The sequence below is a fragment of the Christiangramia sp. OXR-203 genome, from assembly GCF_034372165.1.
In the GTDB taxonomy this organism is placed as follows: domain Bacteria; phylum Bacteroidota; class Bacteroidia; order Flavobacteriales; family Flavobacteriaceae; genus Christiangramia.
Map to the genome: position 1 here is coordinate 2,408,487 of NZ_CP139698.1, position 22,723 is coordinate 2,431,209.

The window sequence follows — 22,723 nt, forward strand, 5'->3', positions numbered from 1 at the left end:
AAATGGATCCGGTTTTATTACATCCCTCCTATTTTGGACCTGTGAGCCAATGGGTTGCTTTTACCAAAGCTGAAGCAGTAGTATTTGAATCTGAAGATAATTACCAGAAACAAACCTATCGCAATCGCATGTATATATATGACGCGAACGGAAAACTGACTCTGAATATTCCAATTAAACATAGTGCTGCCTTAGGGCTCCCAAAAAAAACCAGGCAAAAATATCGGGATATACAGATCGAGAATGAATTCCCTTGGCAGTTGCAACACTGGCGAGCGTTTAAAGCGTCGTACCAGACCTCTCCTTTCTTCGAGTTTTACGAAGATGAATTAAGACCACTTTACAAAAATAAGTTCAAATACCTACTGGATTTCAATTATCGCTGTATGGAATTTGTCGCCAATTCCTTGCAGATAGAATGGACTTTTGATCAAACATCAGAATTTGAACTGAAGCCGGAGGGAACTGTTGATCGTAGAAACCTTATAAATGCCAAATTAGATTCTGGGTTTGAAAGCGAGAGGTATCACCAGGTTTTTGAAGAGAAGCAAGGTTTTTTAAACAACCTGTGTGTTCTCGACCTTATCTTTAATGAAGGGCCAGCATCACTGGCTTACCTAAAGGAACAAACTTTATAGTTTAATTGAAGTAGTTACTGGGAAATGATCTGAGAAGTCAACTTCAAATCTTTGAAATTCGAGTATTTCCATTTGCTTTTCTATCAATAAGAAATCGATACGAAGTGGAAAATAATTCAGTTTAAAGCTTTTTCCGAAGCCTGTACCAGCCGTTAAAAATGCATCGTTAAATCGACCATCCTGACGCACCAGGTCATAAATATAAGAGAAGCTGGTATTATTAAAATCACCCATAATAATGGTCTTAAAAGGGGATCTGTCTACTTCTTTCATCATCATTTCTGCCTGTTCCTGCTGTAGAGAGAAGCCATAACCAATTCTACCAAGTAATTTCTTTGAATCTTCGTTCTTAAGATCGGTGATCCCTGGTTTAATATTTAATGACTGGAAATGCACATTAAAAATACGCAGCGTATCATTATTTACCAGAACATCCGCATATATTGCATTGTTATTCCCATCATGGGGGAAGTCTACGGAATGCTCCTTTAAAATTGGATATTTAGAAAAGATCGCCGATCCAAATTCTGAATTCTTACCCTTCAGCTTAACGTACTTATATGGATAGATTTTCGATAATTCGGCAGCACCAACATAATGTTCCTGCACACTAAGAATATCCGGATCCTTTTCTTTTACAAAAGCAGTGATCTTTTCAGGAATATCGGTCCTTTCGGTCCAGTTATAGGCGTTGAACATTCGAACGTTATAACTCATTAATGTAAGATCTGCTTCCAGTTCTTTATCGATATCATTTCCGAAGTTTACAAAGACAGAGATATAATTATAGCCTAGTAAAAGCACGATCAGGGAAAGCAATAATTGTCTTTTAAGTCTGATCAACCAGTAAACCAGAAAAAGTGTATTTAAAATAATGAGTACCGGTACTCCCAGACTTAGTACAGAAAGTAGCGGAAAGGTCTTTGGAGGAACATGAGGTAATAAGTAGGAGAACAGTAAAGCCGCAGCTGCAAGCGAATTAAGTACAAAGACAAGCTTGTCGAAAAGATTTAGATTCTTCATCTAGTCTTCTTTACCGGCCTGGAATAAATAGTCTTTTTCAGCCTTGGACAAACTTTCATATCCGCTTTTGCTGATCTTGTCAAGGATGTTATCTACTTTTTGTTGTTTCTCATTTTTACTTGAGGAAGTTTTCGTTTTTATATTGCGTGGTTTTGCAGCCTGAGTCTTGTTACGATGAACGGTTTTCATTTTTGGCTTGCGTTCGGCTGGTTTAAATAAAGCTGCAACACTATCCATAATATTCTCGAACCATTTTCCAATATCATTTCCTTTCTGAAGCTGTTTAGTATAAATATACCCTAGAGCTGCACCTCCAAGATGCGCAAAATGACCCCCTGCGTTACCCATTGGAATTTGTATGACATCAAGTGCAACCAGAAATGCGGCGATATACCAGAATTTCACACTGCCTATCAGCATTAATCTCACTCTCATGTTCGGGACGTGTGTGGCTATTCCTATAAGTACAGCCATCACTCCTGCGGAAGCTCCTATCAGATAAGATTTACCTGTACCCTGGAATGCTGGAAAAAGGTTATAGCTAAGCATATAGACCAACGCTCCAATGATAATCCCCAGGAAATAGTAATTCAGTAGTCTTTTAGGTGAAAAATAATTCAGAAAATAGATTCCCGAAAAATATAGAATAAGCATATTGGATACAATATGCCAGATGCCGCTATGTAGAAATGCATAGGTAATGATCGACCATGGCTTCATAATATATTCCAGCGGCTCCTTCGGAAAAACTAACCATTCCAGTAAAAAATCTGAAGGTATATTGAATAAATAGGCAATGGTTCTGAATAGGTAGAAAACAAGGAACGCCAGTACGTTCACCGCAATAAGCTTCTCCACTACCGTAGCAGTTTGTAACTTAAATCTTATTTTGTCTGCTGCGCTCATTAGTACCAGCGATTGTCGTTAAACTGATTCTTTTTCCAGTAATACATCATCAGGAACCCGAAAAGGGCGCCTCCAACGTGGGCAAAATGTGCTATAGACCCTCCAAATAATGAATAGCCAGTCACCCCTGAGAACAGGTCTAATAGAATGATCGCAGGGATAAAATATTTAGCTTTAATTGGTACGGGCACGAATAACAGAAATAATTCTACATTAGGAAACATCATACCAAACGCTACCAGAATCCCATATATTGCTCCGGAAGCCCCAACAGCAGGTGTAGTGAAGGCTTCGTAGGCACTTTGTAAAGTATCCATGGGAACAGTGTCCAGAATAGCTTTTGGATACTCCCCGCTTAAGAAGAAGTTATCCACCTGGGTCATATTCATCCCGGCATCCAGTAAATCCTGAACTCCCGACTGGTACCCATAAAAATTCACGAGGGTATGTAGCAAAGCGGCTCCAATCCCGGCTGTGAAGTAAAAAAATAAAAATCTTTTCTGTCCCAGCATTTGCTCTATAGGTCCACCAAAAGCCCACAATGCATACATATTAAAAAGAATATGTGTAAAACCACCATGCATGAACATATGGGTTACAACCTGCCAAACCTGGAAGTTCGGATTCTTGACGAACCAGAGTGCGAAATACTCGTAGGCTACATCACCTAATAACTGACTCCCAATGAAAAATATCACATTGATAATCAATAACGTCTTTACCGTATCCGTAATTCTTCCCATCAGGCAAATTTTTTGTCCAGTTCCTCTATAGATAGCGTAGTGAAAATGGTTCTATTTGAAGGACTTAGAGCCGGTTCTTTACAGGCAAAAAGTCGGTTAACAATATGTTGTTGCTCAGCTGAATTCAACATGGTTCCAGAACGTACTGCCATTGAATTTGCCAAGGATTTTGATAATAGATCGGTTTGAGAAAATCCATTATCAGGAACGTCTTTTTCAAAGTCGGCAATGAGCTGTTCCAGTAACATTTCTACTTCACTTTCTGAGATCAGCGTTGGAATCCCAGAGATCTCCACTTCATCCTTATCGAATGATGAAAAGATAAAACCGGTCTGTTCCAGCGATTCTTTGATCTCCTGCAGCATCTCCATTTCCTGATGATTGAACTGAAGTTTCAAAGGAAATAATAATTGCTGACTAACTGCTGCAGAAACAGTAATATTCTTTAATAATTCCTCGTATAGGATGCGTGTATGAGCACGGTGTTGATCAATAACGAGTATACCGCTCTTTAAGGTGGAAATAATATATTTTTTATGAAGCTGAAAGGTGGATTTCTCGATCTCATCCTCTTTTCCGGCAAAAAGATTACCGGTAACCTCTTCACTTTCAAATTCTATTTGCCGAACATCTACGTCTGCCGTTGACTCAGATTCCAATCCAGAGTACAGGCTCTCCCATTCGGCAGGCTTTTCTTTTCTATATCCAGAATTTGTTGGGTTATATGAGCGTGCAGAGTTTTCAGATTGAAAAGGATTAAAATTTCTATCTACCTCGATCTGCGGCGCGCTCGCCTGTTTTGTCTGGTAATTATACGGTGTATCCAATTCAGAATCCCGATCAAAATCCAGAATAGGCGCTACATTGAACTGCCCGAGCGAATGCTTGATCGCACTTTTTAAGATAGCGTACAAGGCATGCTCATCGTCAAACTTGATCTCAGTTTTAGTAGGATGAATGTTAATATCGATCGTTTTTGGATCTACATCCAGATAAAGAAAATAACTCGGGTAGCTTTTATCTTTCAGCAGCCCTTCAAAAGATGCTACAACAGCATGATTTAAATACGGACTTTTAATAAAACGATTATTCACGAAGAAGAACTGTTCTCCCCTGCTCTTTTTTGCGAATTCAGGTTTCCCCACGAATCCGGAAATTTTAACAATACCAGTATCCTCTTCAACCGGAACAAGTTTTTCGTTTGTTTTTCCACCGAGAATATTGGTGATTCGCTGGCGATGATTGGCCGCAGGTAATTGAAATAATTCGTTCCCGTTATGAGTAAGTGAAAAACTAATATCTGGATGCGCCAGCGCCACACGTTGAAATTCATCAATGATATGCCGGGTTTCAACATTATCAGACTTTAAAAAATTCCTTCGGGCTGGTATGTTATAAAAAAGATTCTTAACACTGATACAGGTTCCCTGTGGAGTTACGCAGGGATCCTGGGCAGAGATCTTACTCCCTTCGATCTTGATGCAGGTACCAACTTCGTCGTTCTCTGTCTTCGTCTTTAACTCCACATGCGCGATCGCAGCAATAGATGCGAGGGCTTCACCTCGGAAACCTTTGGTTCTCAAGGCAAAAAGATCATCGGCAATTTTTATTTTAGAAGTTGCATGTCTTTCAAAACTCATGCGCGCATCTGTGATACTCATTCCAGCACCATCATCAATGACTTGAATCAAGGTCTTACCAGCGTCTTTAATGACTACCTGTATACGACCAGAATGAGCGTCTATGCTATTTTCGAGAAGTTCTTTGATTACTGAAGCCGGCCGTTGAACCACCTCACCCGCAGCGATCTGGTTTGCAACATGATCGGGCAACAGTTGAATAATGTTATTCATCTAACGGGGATTCGAGAAAATGGACAAATCAAAATCTAATATCCACAGGCAAATAAAGACGAGTACTACTATAATATATACCACACGACGGTTTATACTTCTATTACCTCGCGTTCGACTGGATTCACGAGCCTCAGCCCAGTGAGAACCAAAATCGATCGCATTTGTAGCCTCTCTGTATTTGTTGAATTTTGAGTCAAAATCATAGACATTCCCGGTATCCTTCCCCTTATAATAACGAGGAGTGTAATTATACCTGGTATTTTTCCTGATCTTGCCTAAATTAATTTTCAAAACTGTAGATTGTTTGCTGTTCCAAATTTACTCAAAATGCTTCAGAATTCCGAAGCCTTACTCGATTAATAAGAACACAAAGACAATGCCGTTTTGAAAATCCCGCTTATCCTTTGTAGAATTTTGCGTCCTTTCTAAGCTGAGCCATCTTTATTGCGGCAATTGCAGCTTCTGTTCCTTTATTCCCGTGTTCTCCACCACTTCTGGCTCGAGACTGTTCGATATTATTATCTGTAAGCACACAAAATATGACCGGGATATCTGTTTGTACATTAAGGTCTTTAATACCCTGGGTTACACCATCACATACAAAATCGAAATGCTTAGTCTCTCCCTGTATTACATTTCCAACGGCAACGATTGCATCCAGCATTTCAAAACTTTCCTGCATTTTCTTGCAGCCGTAAATAAGTTCAAAGCTTCCTGGAACGTTCCAGCGTACAATGTTCTCCTTTTGCACACCATTTTCGATCCACGCATCAAATGCACCCTGAAACAAACCTTGTGTTATTTCCTCATTCCATTCAGAAACAACAATCCCAAACCGAAAGTCTTTCGCGTTTGGGATCGTATTTTTATCGTACTCTGAAAGGTTATTACCTTTTGTAGCCATATATTATTTTTTCATAGCGCGAGCCTGTCCAAGATAGACCGCCACCTTATCTGCTTCAGGAGAATCTGCATACTCCTCTTCGATCTTCATTAAATATTCTTCCGCAGCATCAGCATCACCAGTATTAATTGCAGTGATCGCAGCTTTTAGAAGAAATCTTGGGGTGGTGAATGAATTTGTACGCATTTCTGCGGCCTTCTCGTAATAACCTAAAGCTTCTTCCGGCTGGTCTAGCTGCAGAAAAGCATCTCCAATTCCACCAGTTGCTAGTGCAGAGAAAATCTCATCATCACTACTAAATCCTTCCAGTTGCTCGATAGCTTCCTGATACTTTCCAGTTCTTAGATAAGCGAAACCGGCATTATACTTTGCAAGATTCGCAGCATCGGTACCACTATAATTCTCTATAATATCAAGGAATCCGTATTTACCTTCCCCACCATTTAGTGCAAGATTGTAAAGGGAATCACTCTGTGCTCCATTTGCTCTAAGAGCTGAAGCCATGTAGTTCTGTGCCATTGCCATCTCATTGGCAGCTTCGTTCTGTTTTGGTTCATGGATAAAACGATTATATCCAAGGTATCCAAGTACAGCAACGATAGCAACTCCCACAATAATGTAGATATACTTTTGATTATCGGCGACCCAGGTTTCGGTTCTACTTGCCCCTTCATCTAAACTGTTAAAAACTTCAGCAGTTGTTGATTCCTGTTCTTCGATTTGTTCCTTCTCAGATTTCCCGGAAGGCTTGTATCCTCTTTTCTTATAAGATGCCATAAAAAATTTTTAATGCGTGGCAAAAATATAATATTTTGTGAAAATTAAAAGAGAAAATATTTGTATTTTTTGAATAATTTGAAGTCCTTTTGCAGCTTTCAAAATACCTCTTCATTTCTCATATTTCTAGCTGAAAAACAGCCATTTATGCATCTAAAAAATCTTAGTCTTCTCAATTACAAGAATCTAAAGACGGCTGAATTTACTTTTGACAATAAGATCAATTGCCTGGTTGGTAATAACGGCGTTGGAAAAACTAACGTTCTGGATAGTATTTACCATCTCTCCTTCGGAAAAAGCTATTTTAATCCGATCACTTCTCAGAATATCAATCATGATGCTGAATTCTTCGTCGTGGATGGAGAATTCGAAAAGAATGAGAAAGCTGAAAAGATCCTGGTTAGCGCTAAGAAAGGACAAAAAAAGGTGATCAAAAGAAATAATAAAACCTACGATAAAGTGAGTGATCATATAGGTTTTATTCCTACCGTGATCATTTCTCCTGCAGATCGTGATCTTATTATTGAAGGTTCAGAAACAAGGAGAAAGTTTATGGACGGCGTTATTTCTCAAAGTGATCAATCCTATCTCCAATCATTACTGAATTATACGAAACAGATCTCACAGCGAAATTCATTATTGAAGTATTTCGCTGCCAATTCTACTTTCGATCGTGATACCCTGGAAGTTTACAACCATCAAATTAGTAAGCTTGGACAGGATCTATTCGAAAAACGAAAAAGCTTTCTCAAGGAGTTCATACCGATCTTCAATAAACGTTATGCCGATATTACTAATAATAAAGAGATCGTAGATATTAATTATAGGAGTCAGTTATCTGAAAAGTCTTTATTATCACTGCTTGAAGAAAATCTTCAGAAGGATATGGCTTTACAATACACCTCTGTGGGAACCCATAAAGATGACCTTAGTTTTGAAATCGAGGGTCACCCTATTAAAAAGTTCGGCTCCCAGGGACAGCAAAAGAGCTTTTTGATCGCATTAAAACTGGCACAGTTCGATTTTATAAAAAAAATTAGCCAGGTGAACCCTATTCTCCTTCTGGATGATATCTTTGACAAACTTGATGAAAACAGGGTTGCTCATATAGTAGCATTAGTGGCTACCAATGAACTTGGACAGATCTTTCTTAGTGATACTCACGCAGATAGAACCGAGAAGGTTGTAAAAGGAAGTAATCAATCTTATAAAATTTTTAAACTGTGAAAAAAGCTTTCTACTTATTATTAGTTGCTATAGTTCTAACTTCCTGTACGAACACAGACCCCAATCAACAATTGCAAAATCTCACCGGGTACTGGACGATCGAGAAAGTGGAAGTTGAGAATGACTCTGTAGTAGAATATAGTTTGAGCCAATACATTGATTATATAGAGATCAAGGATAGTGTTGGTTTTCGAAAGAAACTTCAGCCAAAGATCGATGGTGGTTATATAAAAGCTTCAAATGATTCAGAAAAAATTACCGCGAAGATCGAAGATGATGTTTTGAACCTATATTATAGTACAGCTTTCGATGAATGGCAGGAAACGGTTCTAATAGCTACGGAAGATGAACTGGTCATCAAAAATCGCGATGATAAAAAATATTATTATAAAAAATACGAACCTTTAATTAGCACAAATGAAGAAGAGACGAAAGAATGAGGAAATGGTCCTCGGTGATCTGCTGAAAAGTTTTGTAGGCGAGAACAAGTTGGATACGAAAGGATTGAATCAGGTACAGATACGGGAAGTATGGAATAACCAAATGGGGCCTGCGATTGCAAAATACACTACCGGACTTAAACTGAAGCATGACACGCTGTTCGTGCAATTGAGTTCTTCTGTACTAAGAGAGGAATTAAGTTATGGAAAGGAAAAGATCATTAAAAACCTTAACGAGGAAATGAACCAGGAATTGGTCAAAAAGCTGGTTTTACGTTAATTTGGCAGTATGAATAAGAGACTGAAATATTTTCTAGCCTTTTTGCTGGTTTTCACCGGACTTATGATGGCGATCAGTGAATTTCTAAGATATTTCTTTGAGCTGGACGGCATATCAAATACTTTAATTACAGCACTTATTACGGTATGTATTTCTCCACGGCTACAGCCCGCAAAGGAAGGCGATAGCTACATTTTTAAATGGTCCTGGTTTACCAAACCAATTGAGATTTAGAAATTTGATAAAAAAAACCCGGACTTTTCAGTCCGGTTTTTTTGTTTTGGATGAGTTCTATTTAGAACATCTCTCTACCTGCAAAATGGAAAGCACCTTCAATTTGTGCATTCTCGTCGCTATCACTTCCGTGAACAGCGTTCTCACCAATACTGGTAGCATATTTTTTTCTGATAGTTCCTTCAGCAGCATCTTCTGGGTTTGTAGCACCAATCAATGTTCTGAAATCTTCAACAGCATTGTCTTTCTCAAGGATCGCAGCAACAATAGGTCCGCGAGTCATGAATTCAACTAATTCCCCGAAAAATGGACGTTCATTATGCACAGCATAAAAAGTTTCAGCATCTCTCTTGGTCATTTGAGTAAGTTTCATCGCTACGATTCTAAATCCTGAAGCGGTGATTTGATCTAATATTCCACCAATATGCCCGTTTTCAACTGCATCTGGCTTAATCATGGTGAATGTTCTATTATCTGCCATTATCTGGTTTTTAAATTTGGTGCAAAAATAAATTATTTATGGGCATAAACAAGTGCTTTCTTCCAATATGTTGACTTACTGGAATTCAACGATATAATCCTGCTGTTTACGGTTATTAAGTCCGCGCATTTCCAAGCTTACTCTAGAATTCTCAAAGTCGAATTTCAATAACCCAAAACTCTTTTTGCTCACTACCTCTCCTACTCTGTGCTCATTGGGCTCACCATCAAAAGCTTCATAAGTATGGGTGAGTCCGCTACTTGTAAAATCTACCAGAGGATAGCTAAGACCCTTGATTCTTTCTTCGGAAAATTCAGAAATATGGCGGTCTCCACTTAACAGGATGACATTTTTTGCTTCCGAAGCAACAATAAGATCTTTTAATTTTTTTGCTTCCGAAGGGAAATTACCCCAGGTTTCAAATCCGTGCTCGTCTGAAAGTATCTGGATACTGGAAAGAATAATATTGAACTGCGCATTCGAAGTTTCTAGTTCATTTCGCAACCAGCTCCACTGCTGTTCGCCAAGAATAGTTCCGCTGGAAGGCTCATAGCGCCTGTTAGCATCACTGGTCCTAAGCAGATCATCTCTAAAGTAACGCGTATCCAGCATGATCACTTTTATGGAACCTTTGGGTGTCTCCAGAATCTCTGAACTATAGATACCCTCCCGTTCTCTTCTTGGATCATTTTGCGCAACACCCATAAAATCCAGGAAATATTGCTGACTTTCTTCTTTAATTTCATATTCCTTACCTCCATCGTTCTGGCCGTAGTCGTGATCGTCCCAAACTCCATAAACTGGCACGGTGTTGAGTAAGTTTTGATATCCTTCATTACTTTTTTGAACGGAATACGCCTCTCCTATTACCGTAGCAACATCTGTATCTGCATATACATTGTCACCTCCCCATAAGAAAACATCAGGTTCATTTTTGAGAATTTCACTCCATAAAGGCTGGGGTGCATCTTCCCGGTTACAGCTTCCAAAAGCAATGATATAATCCGGTTCTTTCTCCAGCTTAATATCTTCGGTAGACCCGCAGGACACGAGGATGGATATAAAAAGGAATACCAGTAATCTTTGTTTCATAGTTGTAATTTACAAGCTCAAATTTAAGGCTTCCACTGTTTCTATAGTGTTATTATATTGTATATTTAACCTCGATTATGATAGACACAAGAATACTCGAAATCACGGCAGAACTGGCAAAGGCAGATAATATCGTGATCGTCCCGCACAAAGGACCTGATGGTGATGCGATGGGCTCTACTCTTGGATTAATGCATTTTTTAAGAGATAAAGGTCATAAAGCGAATGTTATTGCTCCTAACGATTATCCACATTTTTTAAAGTGGCTTCCAGGTAGTGAGGAAGTTTATATATATGAGCAGCAAAAAGAAGTTTCAGATCAATTGATCGCTGAAGCTCAGATCGTTTTTACACTGGATTTTAATGACCTATCCCGATGCGGTGGAATGGTGGAATCCCTTAAAGCTTCTGATGCTGTTTTTGTGATGATAGATCACCACCAGGAACCTTCAGATTATGCTCATTATACTTATAGTGATTCCACGATGAGTTCGACCTGCGAGATGGTACACAAATTCATAGAAAAGTTACGTGCTGGCAAACAGATCACTCCTGAGATTGCCACCTGTTTATACACCGGAATCATGACAGATACAGGAAGCTTCAGATTTAGCTCTACTTCCAGTGATACGCATCGTGTTATCGCAGACCTGATGGACAAGGGAGCGAAAAATTCTGAGATTCATAATTATATCTACGACACCAATTCTGGAAATAAACTGCAGTTGCTTGGAACCGCACTTCAGAACTTAAAAGTGATTTCAGAATTTAATACCGCTTACATCAGCCTTACTCAGGAAGAGTTGGACCGTCATAATTTCAAGAAAGGTGACACTGAAGGCTTTGTAAATTACGGTTTAAGTCTGGATGGAATTAAATTTGCAGTCATTTTTATTGAAAATGAGAGTGAGAAGATCATAAAAATTAGTTTCAGGTCTAAAGGAACTTTCAATGTGAACAAGTTTGCGCGGGCACATTTTGAAGGTGGCGGACATATAAATGCGGCCGGAGGAAAAAGTGATCTTTCCATGAATGATACGATCGTAAAATTTAATAAGATCCTACCTGAATATGAGCAAGAATTAACCCAATGAAAAAGTTTCTATTTCTAATAGTTATGGCAATTGTCGTAGTTTCCTGTAAATCCCCGGAAGCACGTTATCCGGTTTCCCAAAGCAGTGGCTCGTATATCGATAAATCTGTAGAAAAGAACAGGGAAATGATCGCGCAGGAAGAAGATTATATCAAACAGGTAATGGGAGAAAATACCAGTACGGAATATCTAACCTCAGCAGATGGTTTCTGGTATTACTACAATAACAAGACACTGGACAGCCTCAATACTGAAACGCCCGAATTTGGTGATATCGTAACTTTCGATTATAGTATCTCTACAATTGAAGGTGAAGCTATTTATGCTGAAGGTGACAAACCTACACGGGAATATGCTATAGATCGTGAAAAATTATTTACCGGTCTTCGCCAGGGTCTCAAATTAATGAAAGAAGGCGAAACAGTTACATTCCTATTCCCTTCGCATAAAGCATTTGGTTATTACGGAGATCAGGAACGTATTGGAAGCAATAAACCTATTAGCGCTAAAGTGACCTTACACTCTATAAAGGAAGAAGAACAATCAAACACAGAAACCAAGGAACAATAATGAGGACAAAAAGTTTATTTGTGCTTTTCGCCGTTGCGATTAGCTTATTTTCATGTAAAGAAGAATACCCGGAACTTGAAGACGGGATGTATGTTGAGTTTAACACCTCTATGGGGCCTATAATAGCTGAGCTTTATCACGAGGAAACTCCTATGACCGTTGCTAATTTCGTATCGCTTTCTGAAGGAAGCAGCACTATGGTAGACAGTACTTTTAAAGGCAAAAAATATTACGACGGTATTGTATTTCACCGTGTGATAGATGGTTTCATGATCCAGGGTGGTGATCCTATGGGCACCGGTAGCGGTGGACCGGGTTACAAATTCCCTGATGAATTTAAAGATTCTTTGAGTCATGACGAGAAAGGAATTCTATCTATGGCCAATGCAGGTCCTGGAACTAATGGAAGTCAGTTTTTTATCACTCTGGAACCGGTAATGCAGCTTGATGGTAAACATACGGTCTTTGGAAAAGTAGTAAAAGGTATGGATGTCGTTGAAGCGATTGGAGAGACTGAAACTGGTCCTAGAGACCGTCCTGTGAAAGATATCACCATGAATGAGGTGAACATCATTAGAAAGGGAAAAGCTGCTAAGAATTTTGAGGCTCCAAAAGTTTTTGAACAGGAACTTGCAGATCTTGAAGCTGAAAATGAAGCTAAAGAAAAAGAGCTACAAGAAGTAAGATCTAAAAGAGTTGAAGAGTTCGCTTCTCTTGAAGCCAAAGCAGATTCTCTGGAAAGCGGATTAAAATTACATTTTATTACCAAAGGTGATGGAACTCAGCCTAAGCAGGGACAAATGGTAAAAGTGAATTATGAAGGTTATTTCGCAGACGGAAAGATCTTTGATACTAACAAAAAAGAACTTGCCGAGGAATTTGGTATTTATGACCATAGAAGAGACCAGGCTATGGGTTACCAGCCAATGGATGTGGTTTATGGACCGGACGCTCCAATGATCCCTGGATTTAAAGAAGCAATCCAGCAGATGCAAGTTGGTGACGAAGTTGTAGCTTTTATCCCAAGCCATTTAGGTTATGGAGAAAGAGGCTATGGCAGAGCAATCCCGCCAAATTCAGATCTTGTATTTAAGATCTCTGTAGTTGGAATTGCAGGAGAAGATCAGCAATAGTAAGTAATCAGTCATAAAAAAAGCCCCGTGCATCTGCACGGGGCTTTTTGTTTATAGAAAACATTCCTAGTTCTCTGGAATATTCTTTAAAACCTCTAATAAAAATTTCCAGTATTTCTGAGCAGAGCTAATACTTGCGCGTTCATCTGGTGAGTGAGCTCCGCGTATAGTTGGTCCAAAAGAGATCATATCCATTTCAGGATAATGGCTTCCAATGATACCACATTCAAGACCTGCATGGCATGCTGCGATATTAGCCTTTTCAACATTCATCCTTTCGTAGATCTCATCCAGAGTCTTTAGAATATCTGAATCACTATTTGGAGCCCATCCAGGGTATTCTCCAGACAGTTTTACATCAAAACCTGCCAGTTTAAAGACAGATTTTAGAGAATCAGCCAGATCATCACGACTGGATTCAACAGAGCTTCTTGTCAAACATTTGATCTCGATCTTTCCACCCTCTACACTAACTTTCGCAACATTATTTGAAGCTTCAACAAGATCTTCGATCTCCGGACTCATTCTATAAACTCCGTTGTGGGCCGCTGCAAGTGCCAGTAATAGCTTTTCTTGAGAATCAATATCCATAACCTCAACTTCAGAAGGAACTTTTTGAATTTCAATTTTCATATTAGGTTCCAGAGAAGAAAATTCAGCTTTAATAAGATTGATCCTCTTATCAAGTTCTTTTTTAAAACTTTCTTCTTCAGTTTCGGGCAAAGCAATGATCGCTTCACTTTCTCTTGGAATCGCATTTCTTAATCCGCCACCATTAATAGAAGAGAGTCTAAGCTTATATTCTTCCGTAGTATTAATAAGCAGGCGGTTCAGTAATTTATTAGCATTTGCCAGGCCTTTAATGATGTCCATTCCGGAATGTCCACCCATAAGTCCTTTTACCTTGATAGCAAAGGCACGATAGGAATCTGGAGTACTTTCTACTTTGTAAGTTCTGCTCGCTGTGATATCCACACCACCGGCACAACCTATACCAATTTCGTCATCCTCTTCTGTATCAAGGTTCAATAAAATATCACCTTCCAGAAGATCAGGACTTAAACCTTTCGCACCGGTCATTCCCGTTTCTTCATCTATTGTAAACAAAGCTTCGATCGCAGGGTGCTCTATAGAGTCGCTTTCCAGAATCGCCATCATGGTAGCCACGCCCAGACCATTATCGGCTCCTAAGGTAGTTCCCTTAGCTCTAACCCAGTCTCCATCTACATACATCTCGATTCCCTGTGTATCAAAATTGAAGTCTGTATCGTTATTTTTCTGGTGCACCATATCAAGGTGAGCCTGCAGCACGATCTTTTTCCTGTTTTCCAATCCTGTCGTAGCTGGTTTACAGATCACTACATTGCCTACTGAATCAACTTCGGTCTTAAGGTCAAGATCGTTTCCAAATTTTTTGATAAATTCAATAACCCTTTCTTCTTTTTTGGAAGGCCGTGGCACCGCGTTAAGATCGGCGAATTTATTCCATAATATTTTTGGTTCTAATGCTCTTATTTCTTCGTTCATATCTATAATTCTTCAATTGTTTTCAAAGATACCTTTTAAGCTGCTGAAACAAAAATTCCATTACATTCTGTATAATTTAAGCGCTTTCATCATTACTGAAGTTAGGCCAGATTTGAATTATTTGTACTTTTAAAATGTGAATAAGAAAACGACCCTCATTCTTGCGATCCTATTACCTGTCCAGGTTATGTTATTGAGCCTGCTTAATAGAGGATCTCTCTTTATCGAAACCTATTATTCCAACGGAATCTACCCGGTGATCTCCAGTATTCTGAGATATAGCATTGGGATTCTACCATTTTCACTAGGTGATCTTATGTACGCACTCCTGGTGATTTTACTCCTGAAATGGATCTGGAGAAGATTTAGTCAGAAATTCAAGAATCCGAAACAATGGATCCCCGATTCGCTTGCTGCACTGTCCATCATTTATTTTTGCTTTCATCTTTTCTGGGGCTTGAATTATTACCGCCAGCCATTACACACAACTCTTGAAATTGATAATGAATATACTACTGAAGAATTAGTAACACTTTCAGAAATACTCATCAGCAGATCCAATGAACTGCATGATGATTTAGCTGAAAATGATTCGGCTTCCGTAAAGTTTGAACTCTCAAAAAAAGAGCTCTTCCGAAGAACCATTGAAGGTTATGATCATATAGCTCTGAATTATCCTGAACTAAACTATAAAGGTAATTCACTAAAGAGATCGATATACAGTATCCCTCTAAGCTATATGGGTTTTAACGGTTATTTAAATCCTTTGACCAACGAAGCACAGGTGAACAGTATTATAGTCCCTTACAAAATTCCTACTACAGCCAGCCATGAAATAGGGCACCAACTGGGTTTCGCCAAGGAAAATGAAGCAAATTTTATCGCCTGCCTGGTCACCATGAACCATACAGATCCTCATTTTAGATATTCCGGTTATACTTTTGCTTTGAGTTATTGTTTAAGTGAAATCTTCAGAAGAGATAAAGAGGAAGGAGAACGATTACTGGAGAGTATGAACCCTGGAATCATTGAAAATTACCGGGAAGTACAAGAATTCTGGCTTGAACATGAGAATCCATTGGAACCTATCTTCGCTGCGACCTATAACCGCTACTTAATCGCCAATAATCAGGCTGGAGGCATGAAAAGTTACAGTTATGTGGTGGCTTTGCTCGTTAATTACTATAAAGATGCAAGAAACGACCTGTAGGAAGATTAACAGTTCTGCTATTTTTAGTACTTTAAGGCTCTTAAAATTTTAATCAATCTATATTTTCAAAAACTACCCACTTTTATGAAATTAAAATTTCTGCTTTTGGGAATAGTCCTGAGTGTTAGCTCTGCTTATGCACAGGATTATTTCCCAAAGAACGATGGTGTTAAAACAGAAAACACCAATTACACCGTCTTTAAAAACGCCAGGATTCATGTGGATCCAAAGACGACCATCGAGAATGGAATGTTTGCCGTTCAGGATGGAAAGATAACTGCCGTTGGAAAGAATATTTCTATTCCAAAAAACAGTATTGTAGTTGACCTTACAGGAAAAGAAGTATATCCTTCTTTCATTGACCTTTATTCCAGTTTTGGAATAGGTAAACCAAAACGCGTAGAAGGTGGAAATGGTCCGCAATATGACGCTAATCGTGAAGGTTTCTACTGGAACGATCATATTCGCCCTGAAACTAATGCGGTGGCTCATTTCAAGTATGATTCTGATGAAGCCAATAAACTTCTCGAAGCTGGTTTTGGTGCTGTAAATACTCATGTTCCAGATGGTATTGTACGTGGCTCTGGAATGCTGGTTGCATTGACTCCTGAAGTTAGCGAAGGTGACCGAATTCTCGATGACAGGTCTGCACAGTACCTTTCTTTTGACAAAAGCGTCTTATCAAGACAGTCCTACCCTACTTCTCTAATGGGTGCCACTGCACTTATAAGACAAACTTATATTGATGCCGACTGGTATGCAAAAGGAAATGCAAAGAATAAAGACCTTGCTCTGGAAGCTTTGAACAACAATAAGGATCTAGTTCAGATCTTTGCTACAGATAATTTGCTGAACGAATTTAGAGCAGATAAAGTAGGTGACGAATTTGGTATCCAATACGTACTCCTGGGAAGTGGGAAAGAATACCAGCGACTGGATAAAGTAAAAAGCTCCAATGCTACGTATATAATTCCGCTAAAATTCCCTGCAGCTTTCGATGTGGAAGATCCATATCTTACTAAGCATTTAGCTCTTGAAGAAATGAGAGAATGGAACCAGGCACCAGCAAATTTAGCAATGTTGGAAGAGCAGAAAATCCCATTTACGATCACCGCTCATGATATCGATCCTGCCAAAGATTTTAAATCTAATTTGATGAAAGCGATGGAGTTTGGATTAAGCAAAGAAGCAGCTTTAGCCGCTCTTACTACTATTCCTGCCAGAACACTGGGACAGGAAGGGAAGATTGGTACAATTAAAGAAGGTGCCTGGGCAAACTTCCTCATCACATCCGGAGACTTTTTTGATAAAGAAACAACCTTATTTGAGAACTGGATTCAGGGAGAAAAGAAGGTGCTTAATAGCATGGACGTTACCGATATTACTGGTAAATACGACCTTAAACTGGATGGAAAAACCTATACACTGGCCATCACCGGGGAACCGGCTAAGCCAAATGCAGAAGTAACTTTAGACGAGACTAAAATTGGATCAAAATTGAGCATTTCAGAAAACTGGATGAATCTTTTGATCTCTTCTCCAGACACTACTAAGACCGAATTCATTAGGCTGGTGGCCAATGTTCCAACAAACTCCAGGAACATTTCAGGTAAAGCAATTCTACCTGATGGCAAGGAAACCCGTTTTGAGGCTACTATGAAAGACGTCGAAAAAGAAGAAAAAAATAAGGATGACGAGAAGAAAGAAGAGGATAACACCCGTGAGTTGATCGCGGTAACCTATCCAAATGTTGCTTATGGTTTCAAAGAAAGACCAGAGCAGGAAGATGTACTTTTCAAAAATGCTACTGTATGGACTAGCGAAGATGAAGGTGTTCTGGAAAATACCGATGTTTTTGTAAAAGACGGTAAGATCGTTAAGGTTGGAACAAACCTTAATGCCGGCAGAGCGAAAGTTATCGATGCTACCGGTAAACATCTTACTGCCGGGATTATTGATGAGCATTCACATATCGCGGCATCAGACATTAATGAAGCAGGCCATAATTCTTCTGCTGAAGTGACCATGGAAGATGTAGTTGACCCTACAGATATCAATATTTACCGCAACCTGGCTGGTGGTGTTACGACCATTCAGCTATTACATGGTTCTGCAAACCCCATTGGAGGTAGATCTGCGATCCTGAAATTAAAATGGGGAGCTCCTGCAGATGAATTGATCTTCGAACAGGCACCACCGTTTATTAAATTTGCACTTGGTGAAAACGTAAAACAATCAAACTGGAGCGGGAATCGCTTTCCGCAAACCAGAATGGGTGTGGAACAGGTATTTATAGACTACTTCAGTCGTGCTAAGGCTTATGAAAAAGAGAAGCAGGCTGCTGGAGACAATTTCAGAAAAGATCTTGAAATGGAAACTCTTGTAGAGATTCTTAATGGCGAACGCTTTATCACTTCCCACTCTTATATCCAAAGTGAGATCAATATGTTGATGAAAGTTGCTGAAATGTTCGATTTTAATATCAACACGTTCACACACATTCTTGAAGGCTACAAAGTGGCCGATAAAATGAAAGAACACGGTGTTGGTGCTTCAACGTTTTCAGACTGGTGGGCTTATAAGTACGAGGTGAACGATGCTATTCCTTACAATGCAGCGATCATGAACGATGCTGGCATTACCGTAGCCATTAATAGTGATGATGCTGAAATGAGTCGCAGACTAAACCAGGAAGCCGCAAAAAGTGTGAAGTATGGTGGAATGAGCGAAGAAGATGCCTGGAAAATGGTTACGATCAATCCTGCGAAATTACTACATGTAGATAATTTAGTTGGAAGTATAAAAACCGGAAAACAGGCAGATCTTGTCTTATGGAATGATCATCCACTTTCAATTTATGCGGTTCCGGAAAAAACAATGGTAGAAGGCGTTGTTTATTTTGACAAGGATAGAGATCTGGAACTTCGTAAGGAGATTCAGAAGGAAAGAAGCAGTCTTATAAGCCAGATGCTGAAGGAAAAGAACAGTGGAGTTAAAACACAACCAGTGAAAAAGAAAGAAAAGCAGCATGTACACTGTGATCTTTTAGAAGCTGTAAAATAATATACTGAAGATGAAAAAATTAAATATATACATAGGATTGCTTAGCTTACTTTTTTGCGGAAATAGTTTTGCACAGCAAACCCCAGCACCAGAACAGGCGGAAGCGATCAGCATTGTAGGTGCTACCGCTCACATTGGAAATGGTGAAGTAATCGAGAATAGCCTTATCATTCTTGAGGATGGCAGGATTACCGAGATCATTGCCGCAGATCTCACCAAAAGACAATATCCAGGTAAACAGATCGATGCTACTGGAAAACATGTCTATCCAGGGATTATCGCTCCAAATACCACGCTTGGATTAGTAGAGATTGCTTCTGTAAAAGCTACGGAAGATCAGGATGAAATGGGTGACATGCTGCCAAATGTAAGAAGCCTCATCGCCTATAATACAGAAAGTAAGATCGTAGAATCCATGAGACCTAATGGTGTACTTCTGGGACAGGTGGTTCCTCGAGGCGGATTGATCTCCGGAACTTCTTCCATCGTACAATTTGATGCATGGAACTGGGAAGATGCTGCTGTAAAAGCTGATGATGGCCTGCATATCAACTGGCCCGATTCATTTAGACGTGGTCGCTGGTGGAGAGGTGAAGACCCGGGGCTTAATCCTAATAAAGAGTATACCGAAGAAATTCAGAAGTTGTCAGATTTCTTCGCTTCCTCAAAAGCTTATCTAAATGGTGATAGAAATGATCAAAACCTGCCATTTTTAGCCATGGAAAAAGTTTTTAGCGGAGATAAAAAGGTATTTATTCATGCAAATGGTGAAAAAGAGATCCTGGATATTATTCAATTTAAAAAAGAAAATGAGCTTTCTTCTGTAGTAATTGTTGGAGGTTACGACGCACTTGCGATCGCTTCAGAATTGAAGAATGCAGAGATCCCGGTATTGGTAAACAGACCGCACAGTACTCCAGATAATGCTTACGAAGATTACGACCAGTCATATAAGCTAGCAAAATTACTGCATGATGCAGGAGTTATGGTTGGACTAGAAAGCAGCGGACAGATGGAACGTATGAATACCAGAAATCTACCTTTCTATGCTGGAACGGTAGCTGCATTTGGTATGGATAAAGAAGAAGCTCTAAGTCTTATTACCGCCAATAATGCAAAGATCCTTGGAATCGGCAGCGATTACGGAACTCTCGAAAAAGGGAAATCTGCCACTCTTTTCATTTCTGAAGGTGATGCACTGGACATGCGTACAAATATTCTTTCGCATGCATTTATTGACGGAAGGGAACTAAGTCTGGAAACACATCAAACTGAACTTTGGAAACGTTATTCCAAAAAATACAGCGAGCAGGAATCTGAGTAATTAAACTAATTTCAAAGTTGCCCGAAGGACTGGAATGGAAATGCTGCAAAGCTTCCACTCTACTCTTCGGGCAACTTTTTTTATGCCTAATATCTACTTACTTTTGTGACTATGTTGAAAAAGATCACCAGTCTGCAGAACAAGGAAGTGAAGTGGTTGCTTCAGTTGCAGGAGAAATCAAGAATTAGAAGAAAGGAAAATGCATTTCTTGTTGAGGGCTTGAGGGAAACAGGTCTTGCGGTAGCCCATCACTACGAACTGCTTCACCTTTATTATGTTCCTGAAAAAATAGAGTTTCAGAAGGTGCTTGATTTTGTAAAAAAAAGCGATCAACATACAGAACAGATCACTGAACTTTCCCAGGAGGTATACGAGAAGATCGCTTATAGAGGTAGTACCGAAGGAGTTATCGCCGTTTTTCGTACCCGTGAAAATAAACTGGAAGATTTAGACTTTAGCTCAACTTCTCCTTTAATCCTGATCGCTGAAGCACCCGAAAAGCCAGGGAATATTGGCGCAATCTTAAGAACTGCAGATGCTGCTGCGGTGGACGCGGTCATTATTGCAAACCCTAAAACAGATCTCTATAATCCAAATATTATAAGGAGTAGCGTAGGTTGTGTTTTCACCAATAAGATCGCCACCGGGGAAACTTCAGAAATCATAGAATTTCTACGGAATAAGAACATCAATATTTATGCGGCCATTTTACAAGCTGCGAAACCTTACCACGAAGTTGATTTAAAAGGACCAACAGCAATTGTCGTTGGAACCGAAGCTACAGGGCTTAGTGATGAATGGCGCGAACAATCCCTGCAGAATATTATCATTCCTATGCAAGGTGCTATCGACAGTATGAACGTTTCGGTCGCAGCTGGCATTCTCATCTTTGAAGCACGAAGACAACGGGGCTTTAATATTTAAACTTTATAATTTGCAAGCTGAAACTCTTTACCACCTCATCCTTGGAGTCGTAATCGTTGATTTTCTTTTCGACACCCTCCTTGATACATTGAATGCTAAACATTTCGATGACCCTATTCCTTCGGAACTGGCAGATGTTTACGATGATGAGAAGTATGAAAAGTCTCAGCGATACAAAAAAGAACGTTTTAAGTTCGGTCTGCTCTCTTCTGGTTTTTCAGTACTTCTTACGATACTCTTTCTGGTTTTCGAAGGCTTTGCCGCGGTAGATGGGATTGCACGTGAGTTTTCAAGCAATCCTATTGTGATAGCTCTAATATTCTTCGGGATCATCATCATTGGTAGTGATCTGATTACAACACCTTTTTCCTGGTACAGTACTTATGTGATAGAAGAAAAATATGGATTTAATAAAACCAGTAAAAAAACATTTCTTATTGATAAATTAAAAGGTCTTTTAATGACCATCATCGTAGGCGGTGGAATCTTAGCATTAATCATCTGGTTCTATCAGATAGCAGGGGAAGATTTCTGGTGGTATGCATGGATTGTTGTATCTGTTTTCGCGGTTTTCATGAATATGTTCTATGCAAAATTGATCGTTCCGCTTTTTAATAAGCAAACCGCTCTGGAATCAGGTAGCTTGAGAACTAAAATCGAAGCTTATGCGGAAAAAGTAGGATTTCAGCTAGACAACATTTTTGTGATCGATGGCTCCAAACGTTCAACTAAGGCCAATGCTTATTTTTCCGGTTTTGGTTCAGAAAAAAGAATTACTTTATATGACACTTTGATCAATGATCTGGAAGAAGAAGAGATCGTTGCAGTTCTGGCACACGAGGTTGGTCATTACAAAAAGAAACATATTGTATTTAATTTAATTGCTTCAATAGCTACCACTGGATTCACCTTATGGCTGCTATCCTTGTTCGTAGGTAGTCCCGTACTATCATCTGCATTAAGTGTAAGTGAGCCAAGTTTTCATATTGGCCTGATTGCCTTCGGAATATTATATAGTCCGATTTCAGAAGTAACCGGTCTTATTATGAATTACATTTCGAGAAAGTTTGAATACCAGGCTGATGACTATGCGAGTAAAACTTACAACGCACAATACCTGGTAAGTAGTTTAAAAAAGTTATCTGGAAATACATTGAGCAACTTAACTCCTCATAAAACCTATATTTTCGTACATTACTCACACCCGAGTTTACTGCAAAGATTTCAGAATTTGAAGGCAGGTATTTAGTTGTTTACTTTTTATCTTAATTGTACTTT

The 22,723-nt window shown here is 39.2% G+C and carries 23 protein-coding genes; 13 read left to right on the plus strand and 10 right to left on the minus strand.

Features of this window, described 5'->3' with window-relative positions; genetic code table 11:
• Positions 1 to 2: 2 nt before the first annotated feature.
• Positions 3 to 638 carry a WbqC family protein gene (locus tag T8I65_RS11165; RefSeq protein WP_322300682.1) on the plus strand — a complete coding sequence of 212 codons (636 nt, stop codon included), beginning with the start codon at positions 3 to 5 and terminating at the stop codon, positions 636 to 638.
• Here the strand turns inward: T8I65_RS11165 and T8I65_RS11170 are convergent.
• The 7 genes from T8I65_RS11170 to T8I65_RS11200 form a co-directional block, all read right to left on the minus strand.
• A complete protein-coding gene (locus T8I65_RS11170) occupies positions 633 to 1,661 on the minus strand; it encodes an endonuclease/exonuclease/phosphatase family protein (RefSeq protein WP_322300683.1) in 1,029 nt (342 codons plus the stop codon). The two genes, T8I65_RS11165 and T8I65_RS11170, sit on opposite strands and share 6 nt — an antisense overlap.
• A complete protein-coding gene (locus tag T8I65_RS11175) occupies positions 1,662 to 2,567 on the minus strand; it encodes a rhomboid family intramembrane serine protease (RefSeq protein ID WP_322300684.1) in 906 nt (301 codons plus the stop codon).
• Positions 2,567 to 3,310 carry a rhomboid family intramembrane serine protease gene (locus T8I65_RS11180; protein ID WP_322300685.1) on the minus strand — a complete coding sequence of 248 codons (744 nt, stop codon included), beginning with the start codon at positions 3,308 to 3,310 and terminating at the stop codon, positions 2,567 to 2,569. Before T8I65_RS11180 ends, T8I65_RS11175 begins: the two co-directional genes overlap by 1 nt.
• Positions 3,310 to 5,163 (minus strand): DNA mismatch repair endonuclease MutL, encoded by a 1,854-nt coding sequence (mutL, locus tag T8I65_RS11185; RefSeq protein WP_322300686.1) that lies wholly within the window; start codon positions 5,161 to 5,163, stop codon positions 3,310 to 3,312. Before mutL ends, T8I65_RS11180 begins: the two co-directional genes overlap by 1 nt.
• A complete protein-coding gene (locus T8I65_RS11190; protein ID WP_260443423.1) occupies positions 5,164 to 5,457 on the minus strand; it encodes a hypothetical protein in 294 nt (97 codons plus the stop codon).
• A gap of 106 nt (positions 5,458 to 5,563) precedes the next feature.
• Positions 5,564 to 6,070, minus strand: a complete 507-nt coding sequence (gene ribH / locus T8I65_RS11195) for a 6,7-dimethyl-8-ribityllumazine synthase (RefSeq protein WP_322300687.1) — start codon at positions 6,068 to 6,070, stop codon at positions 5,564 to 5,566.
• A 3-nt stretch (positions 6,071 to 6,073) separates the two neighbouring features.
• Positions 6,074 to 6,847 carry a tetratricopeptide repeat protein gene (locus tag T8I65_RS11200; protein ID WP_322300688.1) on the minus strand — a complete coding sequence of 258 codons (774 nt, stop codon included), beginning with the start codon at positions 6,845 to 6,847 and terminating at the stop codon, positions 6,074 to 6,076.
• Positions 6,848 to 6,994: 147 nt separating this feature from the next.
• On the opposite strand from T8I65_RS11200, the gene recF reads away from it, so the two are divergent.
• The 4 genes from recF to T8I65_RS11220 are packed head-to-tail and all read left to right on the plus strand — an operon-like array spanning position 6,995 to position 9,028.
• Positions 6,995 to 8,074: a DNA replication/repair protein RecF gene (gene recF, locus T8I65_RS11205; RefSeq protein WP_322300689.1), complete on the plus strand. Its 1,080-nt coding sequence runs from the start codon at positions 6,995 to 6,997 to the stop codon at positions 8,072 to 8,074.
• Entirely contained in the window at positions 8,071 to 8,514 is a 444-nt protein-coding gene (locus T8I65_RS11210; RefSeq protein ID WP_322300690.1) for a lipocalin family protein, read from the plus strand. The genes recF and T8I65_RS11210 overlap by 4 nt, the downstream gene beginning before the upstream one ends.
• On the plus strand, positions 8,492 to 8,794 hold the full coding sequence (locus T8I65_RS11215; protein ID WP_322300691.1) for a DUF721 domain-containing protein: 303 nt from the start codon (positions 8,492 to 8,494) through the stop codon (positions 8,792 to 8,794). Before T8I65_RS11210 ends, T8I65_RS11215 begins: the two co-directional genes overlap by 23 nt.
• 9 nt (positions 8,795 to 8,803) lie before the next feature.
• Positions 8,804 to 9,028 (plus strand): hypothetical protein, encoded by a 225-nt coding sequence (locus T8I65_RS11220; protein WP_322300692.1) that lies wholly within the window; start codon positions 8,804 to 8,806, stop codon positions 9,026 to 9,028.
• A 61-nt stretch (positions 9,029 to 9,089) separates the two neighbouring features.
• Here T8I65_RS11220 and T8I65_RS11225 read toward each other — a convergent pair whose 3' ends face one another.
• Together T8I65_RS11225 and T8I65_RS11230 are read right to left on the minus strand one after the other, a co-directional pair.
• Positions 9,090 to 9,509 (minus strand): nucleoside-diphosphate kinase, encoded by a 420-nt coding sequence (locus T8I65_RS11225; RefSeq protein WP_026914833.1) that lies wholly within the window; start codon positions 9,507 to 9,509, stop codon positions 9,090 to 9,092.
• 75 nt (positions 9,510 to 9,584) lie between these two features.
• Complete coding sequence (locus T8I65_RS11230; RefSeq protein WP_322300693.1) at positions 9,585 to 10,601, minus strand: alkaline phosphatase D family protein; 1,017 nt, start codon at positions 10,599 to 10,601, stop codon at positions 9,585 to 9,587.
• A 77-nt stretch (positions 10,602 to 10,678) separates the two neighbouring features.
• Between T8I65_RS11230 and T8I65_RS11235 the strand changes: the two genes are divergently transcribed.
• The 3 genes from T8I65_RS11235 to T8I65_RS11245 are packed head-to-tail and all read left to right on the plus strand — an operon-like array spanning position 10,679 to position 13,397.
• Positions 10,679 to 11,695, plus strand: coding sequence for a bifunctional oligoribonuclease/PAP phosphatase NrnA (locus T8I65_RS11235; RefSeq protein WP_322300694.1), 1,017 nt, complete (start codon positions 10,679 to 10,681; stop codon positions 11,693 to 11,695).
• Entirely contained in the window at positions 11,692 to 12,264 is a 573-nt protein-coding gene (gene gldI / locus T8I65_RS11240) for a gliding motility-associated peptidyl-prolyl isomerase GldI (protein WP_322300695.1), read from the plus strand. The genes T8I65_RS11235 and gldI overlap by 4 nt, the downstream gene beginning before the upstream one ends.
• Complete coding sequence (locus tag T8I65_RS11245; RefSeq protein ID WP_322300696.1) at positions 12,264 to 13,397, plus strand: peptidylprolyl isomerase; 1,134 nt, start codon at positions 12,264 to 12,266, stop codon at positions 13,395 to 13,397. The genes gldI and T8I65_RS11245 overlap by 1 nt, the downstream gene beginning before the upstream one ends.
• Before the next feature lie 66 nt (positions 13,398 to 13,463).
• Here the strand turns inward: T8I65_RS11245 and T8I65_RS11250 are convergent, their stop codons facing one another.
• Positions 13,464 to 14,924 carry an aminoacyl-histidine dipeptidase gene (locus T8I65_RS11250; RefSeq protein WP_322300697.1) on the minus strand — a complete coding sequence of 487 codons (1,461 nt, stop codon included), beginning with the start codon at positions 14,922 to 14,924 and terminating at the stop codon, positions 13,464 to 13,466.
• 136 nt (positions 14,925 to 15,060) lie between these two features.
• On the opposite strand from T8I65_RS11250, the gene T8I65_RS11255 reads away from it, so the two are divergent.
• From T8I65_RS11255 to T8I65_RS11275, 5 genes are all read left to right on the plus strand, one after another.
• Positions 15,061 to 16,134, plus strand: coding sequence for a DUF3810 domain-containing protein (locus T8I65_RS11255; protein ID WP_322300698.1), 1,074 nt, complete (start codon positions 15,061 to 15,063; stop codon positions 16,132 to 16,134).
• Between the two features lie 84 nt (positions 16,135 to 16,218).
• A complete protein-coding gene (locus tag T8I65_RS11260; RefSeq protein ID WP_322300699.1) occupies positions 16,219 to 19,197 on the plus strand; it encodes an amidohydrolase family protein in 2,979 nt (992 codons plus the stop codon).
• A gap of 10 nt (positions 19,198 to 19,207) precedes the next feature.
• A complete protein-coding gene (locus tag T8I65_RS11265) occupies positions 19,208 to 20,521 on the plus strand; it encodes an amidohydrolase family protein (protein WP_322300700.1) in 1,314 nt (437 codons plus the stop codon).
• 111 nt (positions 20,522 to 20,632) lie between these two features.
• A complete protein-coding gene (locus T8I65_RS11270; protein ID WP_322300701.1) occupies positions 20,633 to 21,445 on the plus strand; it encodes a TrmH family RNA methyltransferase in 813 nt (270 codons plus the stop codon).
• Positions 21,446 to 21,455: 10 nt separating this feature from the next.
• Complete coding sequence (locus T8I65_RS11275) at positions 21,456 to 22,694, plus strand: M48 family metallopeptidase (RefSeq protein ID WP_322300702.1); 1,239 nt, start codon at positions 21,456 to 21,458, stop codon at positions 22,692 to 22,694.
• The last annotated feature ends 29 nt before the right edge of the window (positions 22,695 to 22,723 follow it).